Source organism: Binatus sp. (SeqCode), assembly GCF_050013435.1.
GTDB lineage: Bacteria > Desulfobacterota > Binatia > Binatales > Binataceae > Binatus.
The window spans coordinates 20,809-27,050 of record NZ_JBEKFG010000047.1; the positions used below are offsets into that span (position 1 = coordinate 20,809).

The window sequence follows — 6,242 nt, forward strand, 5'->3', positions numbered from 1 at the left end:
ATTCGATCGGCAAGCTTGCGCAGAGGATACGATCATGAAGAAACCTGGCCGCAAACCAACCTACGGCGCGGCGATTCGGCTGGCACGCATCGCCGTCGGTTTGTTCTCGAAACCATACGGCTGGAGTTTCAAGGCGATCGAGGAAAGCCTGGAAATTTCCGAGCGCACACTTGCCCGTTACGTGTCGGCGATCCGCAGCGATCTGCTCGACTGGCGCGGCGCTCCGATCGTTGAAGTTGCCGGCACGGGCGGCGAGCGCAAACTTCGGCTGGTCAGTTCGATGAAAGCCGCGGAGGCATCCTCGTACCAGGTCGCGCTGCTGTATTTCTCGCTGACCGTGCTCAAGTTCCTGGAGGGCACGGTGCTGGAAGAGGGCGTTGAAGGGCTGTGGGAGAAGATTTATCAGAACCTGAGCCTTACCCAGCAGACGCGGCTGTCCGACCTCGAGCGCAAGTTCTACGCGGTCCCTTACGCGCCGAAGGACTACGGTGAGTTCAGCGAGCAACTCGACGTAATCTTGCGGGCGCTGCTGGATCAGGTTCGGCTCAAAGTCGATTACGCCGGTCTGACCGGCGAGGGGCGCCGTCACGAGTTCGATCCATACTCGCTGATCGCCTACCGCGGCGGACTTTACATTCTCGGCTTCAGCCATCGTGTCAGCGCAATCATCTATCTCGCGGTGGAGCGAATCCGCTCGGTCGAATTCATTCGTCAACCCGACGGGAGCTCGACGCGGTTCATCTATCCGCGCGGCTTCAACCCGGCGGCGCACACCGAAGGGACTTTTGGAATCGTCGAAGGCCCCGAGACCAAAGTCGAGCTGAAGATTCACAGCGAACAAACCGAAGCGTACGTCCGTTCGCGCACGATACATCGCAGCCAGCGTTTCTCGCATCGCCGCGATGGTACGACGATCATGACGATGACCGTCAGGGGCACGACGGAGCTGGCGAACTGGATAATGAGCATGGGGCCGTGGATCGAGGTGCTCAAGCCCGCGTCTTTGCGCAAGGAAATTGCGCAGCGCCATGCTGAAGCCTCGCGCCTTTACCGCGTCAGTTAGTGCAATGGCGAAATCCATTATATGCTTGCGGGCGGGCAAGCCATGATCATACTAACCGGCGGGGCGGGCTTTATCGGCAGCAATCTCCTGGGCGCGCTGAATGCCAAGGGCGTCACCGACGTGCTGGTAGTGGATCGGCTGGGCGATAATTTCCGCAACCTTTGCGATCTGCGGTTTTCGGACTTCATGCAGCCCGCGGAATTCGTGCGGGCAATCGAGCGCAGGATTCTCCCCGACCGAATCGAAGCGATCTTTCACCAGGGCGCTTGCGCCGACACCACCTGCGACGACGGCCGCTACATGATCGAAAACAACTTCACGTTTTCGAAGTCGATTCTGCACTTCGCCCTCTCGAGCAAAGTTCCACTGGTGTATGCGTCAAGCGCGGCTGTGTACGGCTCATCGCGTGCGTTTGCGCCGTCACGCGAAAACGAGCGCCCGCTGAACCTCTACGGGCTGTCCAAACTCGCTTTCGACAATCACGTCCGCATCGTTGCCGCGAAGTCCGAGAGTACGGTGGCCGGTCTCCGATACTTCAACGTCTATGGTCCGCGCGAATCCCACAAGGGCAAAATGGCGTCGATGGTGTATCAGCTCTATCGACAGTTGAAGGCGAGCGGACGCGCACGGCTGTTCAAGGGCACCGATGGATACGCCGACGGAGAGCAGCGCCGCGATTTTATTTTTGTCGACGACATCGTTCGCGTAAACCTGGCGCTGGCCGAAGGTCCCGTGCGCAACGGTATCTTTAACGTCGGCACCGGACAGCCGCGCAGCTTCAACGACGCCGCCAGCATAATAATCGCGCGGATCGGTGCGGGTGAGATCGAGTATGTGCCGTTTCCCGAGAACCTGGCCGGCAAGTATCAAAGCTTCACGCAAGCCGAGCTCTCGGCGCTGAGGAGTGCCGGCTACCTCGAGCCTTTTGCGAGCCTGGAAGATGGAATCGCGCAGTCGATCAATGCCTGGGATCGAGAGTCAACCCGCGGGCACGGCTAGGCAGGGGTGACCCCTGCACTCAGTATTAAGGCCGCCCGCCGCTGGCGGGCGCGGGCTTCAGCGGATGCTGCCGAAAAAAGTCCAGCATCGCAGTCGTCGATTCCTTGGGCCATCGCATGTGATTACCAAGGCCAATCAGTGATCCCATAATACTGGCGGTTGATTTATCGGGAGCCTTTGGATCGGTTCCGCACGAATCGGTACATGAGTAAACCCGGCGATGGTGATTGTCGAGTATCACGTCATCGACAACTACTCCGGCTGCGTTTAATTCGGTCGCCAGCCGCTCGTCATTGGGACAGATGCCGCCGACGTCGCAGCTGTTATGGATATGCATGACTCGCGCGGCCGGATTGAAGATTTGAAGCTGCGTGTTATTCCCGGGCGGTCCGGCGACCGGCCGCTGCTGACACGGATCGTCGAAGGCGCCGAACGGATCGGGTCCCGAATAAACGGCCGCCGCCGCGATGTTCGGACGATTCACCGCATACAGAAGACCCATCGCGGCTCCGTTGGACCATCCGGAGACGTAAATCCGGGCGCCATCGACGTTGCCGGTCGCGACTTCGGCCGCAATGAAATGATCGATCGCGGCCGCGTCCGCATTTTCGCGCCAGGTGATGTCTCCGATCTTTACGTCACCGCTTGGGTTCAACTGGCGATACCAATTATCCCATCCAACTCCCGTGTTGTCCGGAAACGGATAGTAGTGCGTCGTCTTGCGCCCCTCGGGAGCCAACACGATGTATCCGACGTTGTTCGGATCATCGGTGAGTGAGACGGAATTTTGAAGGTCAAGGATATTGGTCTGAGTAATCCATCCGGCCGAAAACAGCGACGGATGCAAGTAAACGATCATTGGCAGCTTGCGATTTGCGCCTGCGGATTTGGGCTGGTAGAGGCAAGCGTAGCGGTCGATGCGGTCCGCGTCCTTCCACGGACCGATCAACTCACCTGCGCCGCAATTGGGTTTGACTTGCGAAATTACCGCGGCTGACGGATCGCCAAATGGCCCGCATGCAGCCGGCGCGGCGCTATCGCCGGTCGCGCTGCCGCATGAAAACAGGCAGGCGACCACGCCCAAGCAAATGATTCTCTTCACGACTTTGATTTAGCATATCAAGGAGCACGCGCTTGAAAAGAGATGCCGCTTGCCCTAAACCCGTCGAGTAACCGTGAGCCAAAACGGAAATTCCGGCTAGCAGGCGTTGAAAAAGTAATTTTCAACGCCTGCTCCCTCTCTCTTGTCTCCCCCAAAAGGGGGAGATGTTATAGGTAAGAAGACAGCTTTTACGCAGGATGTTGAAGCACTCGAAGTCGAAAACGACAACTGACCTGAATTTTTCAACATCCTGCCAGGGCGGGGGTGTCAGTTTTTGTCCGGGCGCGACAGCATCGCAGACTTAGAGTTCGAAGTCGTAGCGACGAGCACTCTCGCAGAGCCAGCCCGCGCGCGCATCATGGCGCTGTTCCGCGCGTCGTATCTGGATGCCAACGAGGCGTATCTCGAGCGCTCGCTTGTCCGGCTGCGCTTCGTCGCGACCGCAACGTCGGCCGGCGCACTGGCGGGTTTTGCGTTAGGCGAGATGCGCATCATGGATCTGCCGCGCGCACCGCAGCAGGCGGTCGCGCTGGCGGGCATGTGCTGCGTCGATGCCAGCTTGCGCCGCCACGGCCTGTTCCGTGAACTCGAGCGGCGTGCGTTTATGGCCGCGGGGCTCGGGTCCGGGTCACGCGTGTTGAGCTGCGGACGCATGGCGCATCCTGCAAGCTTTCGGACCTTGACCAGCAATCCGACGCACGTCCCGAAGCGTCACATCCGGCCGACGCCATGGCAGCAGGAAATCGGCGCGATCATCGCCCAAGCGTACGGCGTCCATGACTTCGATCCGGAGACTTTCGTTTGTGTCGGCAGTGGCACGCCAATCGGCTATCCCAGAATTGAAATGGATGTCCGACCCGAAGAGTGGGACGTCTTCGCCCCGGTCAACCGCAAGCGGGGCGACTCCCTGCTAGGTCTGTGCTGGTTCCCGGACGCTCCACAGGGATGGTGATGCTTCACGCTGGTGGTGGGCCAAAGCAATCCGAGCGCGGCTCGCGCTCGATAATACCGACTAACTATGGGCCAGCATGCGGCTGGGCTGCTACTCGCGATCCTTTGCTTATTGTGACGCGGCAACAGTCGCTTTGCTCGCTGGTTGCCACGTCGCATCCGGATCGTACGCCGTCATCGCCAAAGCTATCTGGGCGGTATCGGCACCCAAATCCTTTTGATAGACCTGACCGTCCTGATTGACGATGAAAGTCATCACTCCGGAGTCGCGATAGCTGGCAGGATAGGCAACCAGCGCGAATCCTCCGGTCATCTTGCCCGCGACGATATAGCTCTTGGCGCCACCGGGCGCGTTGGCTCCCTGACTGGTCAGCAACCGGTACATGTAGCCATGGAAGGGATGCGGCTGGCTGGTGTGTTGATAGCCTTCGCTAGCCGCTTCCGCGACCAAAGGACCGAGAGGACTTTCGCCCTGCGAACCCTTGACCTGCCAGTATAAGCCGTCCTGCGTGCCCGCCGTGCTGCGGAACTTCGCAGCGTATTGATGCTCCGAGGCGCCGTCGTGCAGCGCGTTGAAATAGTCTCGCTGGGCATCGACGATCGCCGCGCAGACTTTGATCACGTCCAGTTCATTGAAGCCGATCCGCCGATATAAGATTTCCTGCTTGCCGTAAGCCGTGTCGAAGTACCACTGCGTTTGATTGTGCTGCAGCGGTATCGGCGTCGGCCAATTCTCGTTGCCTATGTAGAGGAAGGTCAGTCCATCGGGAGCGCTGGCAAACTGATGCGACGCACGATACTTGGCGACAAAGGCATCCTGATTGGTTTTGTCGGCGACCGGATCACCGGAGGAAATCACGTCGCGTCCGGATGGGCCCAGAATCGCCAGCATCGCCGTTTCATCGTGATTCTGTACGGCTGCGCAGAAAGCGTTGGTCGCCTCCGTAGCCGAACCGAAGGTCTTCTGGCCAGGCTCTTGCGCCAAGGCCGCCGGATCGATCCCAAACCCAAGCACGAGGCTGACCGACAAGACCCACAAAGCCAGCCGGCCGGTCGTGCTTATTCGATCACCATTTATTGGTTGACACATTGCTTTTCCCTGCCATCGACGATTAGTGGCCATGACTGGTGCCTCCTCCACCACCGTGATCACCGCCTCCGCCACCGCTGGCATGTCCGCCGCCTCCGCCGCCAACGCTGCTGCGCCCGCGACTGCTCGCGGCAAAGGTGTCGTGGGCCGGAGCAGAGCCGCCAAATTCGCTTCTGCCTCCACCGTAATCCCGATCGCCACCGCCGTAGCCGCGGTAGACGTTGGTCGAGTAGTAGCTCGGCCCACCACCCCACCAACCGCCGCCTCCGCCGTAACCCCCGCCTCCCCAGCCAGGGCCGTAACAACCCGCCGCCAGAGTTGCCAAGAGCAGCGCCGCAAGGAGCGTCACTTTCCGAGTGCCGATAGATCCCGTTTTCATTTCGATAAGATGCTCTCTGCCTGGAGGTTGACTGACGATACCAAGATTTCAGGTTTCAAATCTGAACCGTTCGGGGACTGCGCTGCTTCAGGGCATCTCGAGCAGACACTTGGCGCACAGCGCCCATCGCGCGTGTCCTCCGGCCGGCACCACCAGGATCGCCGCGATCGACAGCTTCGCATCGCCACAGCGGCGGCAAATCAAGTCGTCGCCCTCGCAGTTGGCTTCGAACCCGAACTCAGCAATCGCGGCCGGATCGTCGATCAACTCGATCCGTACATAGTTGGGGTTGGGGCCAGTTTCCAAAGCTTCACCCGGTAAACTCGCGGATCACACGGAGCCAGGTCTTGCGATTCCTTTTGCGACGCCCGCGGTCAGCGATTTCGGATGGTACGCCTTTCAGCCGCCACCTGTTTATCGGTGGTCGTCACTCAATTTAAACGCGCACCAGCCAGATGCGCGGCAGCTTGCGCATCCTTCATGGAATCGAAAAGCTTGGCGACCTGCACGACCATCTGTCGTCCCTGGCGAATGACGAACTTTTCGCGCTCCAATCGCGCCAGGTGCTCGGTCACTCTGGGCCGCGAGGCGCCGACCAGGTTGGCGATATCCTTATGGCTGAAAGATACCCGCAGCAGCGTGCCGCGCGATTCCTCGA

Annotated in this window: 7 protein-coding genes; 3 read left to right on the top strand and 4 right to left on the bottom strand. The window is 59.8% G+C overall.

Going from position 1 to position 6,242, the window contains the following annotated elements; genetic code table 11:
* Nucleotides 1–34 precede the first annotated feature (34 nt).
* Nucleotides 35–1,063, top strand: coding sequence for a helix-turn-helix transcriptional regulator (locus ABSB13_RS10720; protein WP_428108060.1), 1,029 nt, complete (start codon nt 35–37; stop codon nt 1,061–1,063).
* Nucleotides 1,064–1,105: 42 nt separating this feature from the next.
* A complete protein-coding gene (gene rfaD / locus ABSB13_RS10725; RefSeq protein WP_428108062.1) occupies nt 1,106–2,062 on the top strand; it encodes an ADP-glyceromanno-heptose 6-epimerase in 957 nt (318 codons plus the stop codon).
* Nucleotides 2,063–2,087: 25 nt separating this feature from the next.
* Here the strand turns inward: rfaD and ABSB13_RS10730 are convergent, their stop codons facing one another.
* Nucleotides 2,088–3,164: a PHB depolymerase family esterase gene (locus ABSB13_RS10730; RefSeq protein ID WP_428108065.1), complete on the bottom strand. Its 1,077-nt coding sequence runs from the start codon at nt 3,162–3,164 to the stop codon at nt 2,088–2,090.
* A 358-nt stretch (nt 3,165–3,522) separates the two neighbouring features.
* Here ABSB13_RS10730 and ABSB13_RS10735 point away from each other — a divergent pair, with 358 nt between their 5' ends.
* Entirely contained in the window at nt 3,523–4,116 is a 594-nt protein-coding gene (locus ABSB13_RS10735; RefSeq protein ID WP_428108067.1) for a hypothetical protein, read from the top strand.
* A gap of 108 nt (nt 4,117–4,224) precedes the next feature.
* Here ABSB13_RS10735 and ABSB13_RS10740 read toward each other — a convergent pair whose 3' ends face one another.
* The 3 genes from ABSB13_RS10740 to ABSB13_RS10750 all read right to left on the bottom strand — a co-directional run.
* Nucleotides 4,225–5,406: a DUF2950 domain-containing protein gene (locus tag ABSB13_RS10740; RefSeq protein WP_428108069.1), complete on the bottom strand. Its 1,182-nt coding sequence runs from the start codon at nt 5,404–5,406 to the stop codon at nt 4,225–4,227.
* A 265-nt stretch (nt 5,407–5,671) separates the two neighbouring features.
* Nucleotides 5,672–5,890: a hypothetical protein gene (locus ABSB13_RS10745; protein WP_428108071.1), complete on the bottom strand. Its 219-nt coding sequence runs from the start codon at nt 5,888–5,890 to the stop codon at nt 5,672–5,674.
* Between the two features lie 125 nt (nt 5,891–6,015).
* Nucleotides 6,016–6,242 (bottom strand): helix-turn-helix domain-containing protein (locus ABSB13_RS10750; protein WP_428108073.1); only part of this gene is annotated, 227 nt, incomplete at its 5' end.

Excerpts from the sequence above, each read along its gene's own strand:
- rfaD (WP_428108062.1), top strand. The coding sequence starts at position 1,106 with ATGATCATACTAACCGGCGGGGCGGGCTTTATCGGCAGCAATCTCCTG.
- ABSB13_RS10735 (WP_428108067.1), top strand. The coding sequence starts at position 3,523 with ATGGCGCTGTTCCGCGCGTCGTATCTGGATGCCAACGAGGCGTATCTC.
- ABSB13_RS10720 (WP_428108060.1), top strand. The coding sequence starts at position 35 with ATGAAGAAACCTGGCCGCAAACCAACCTACGGCGCGGCGATTCGGCTG.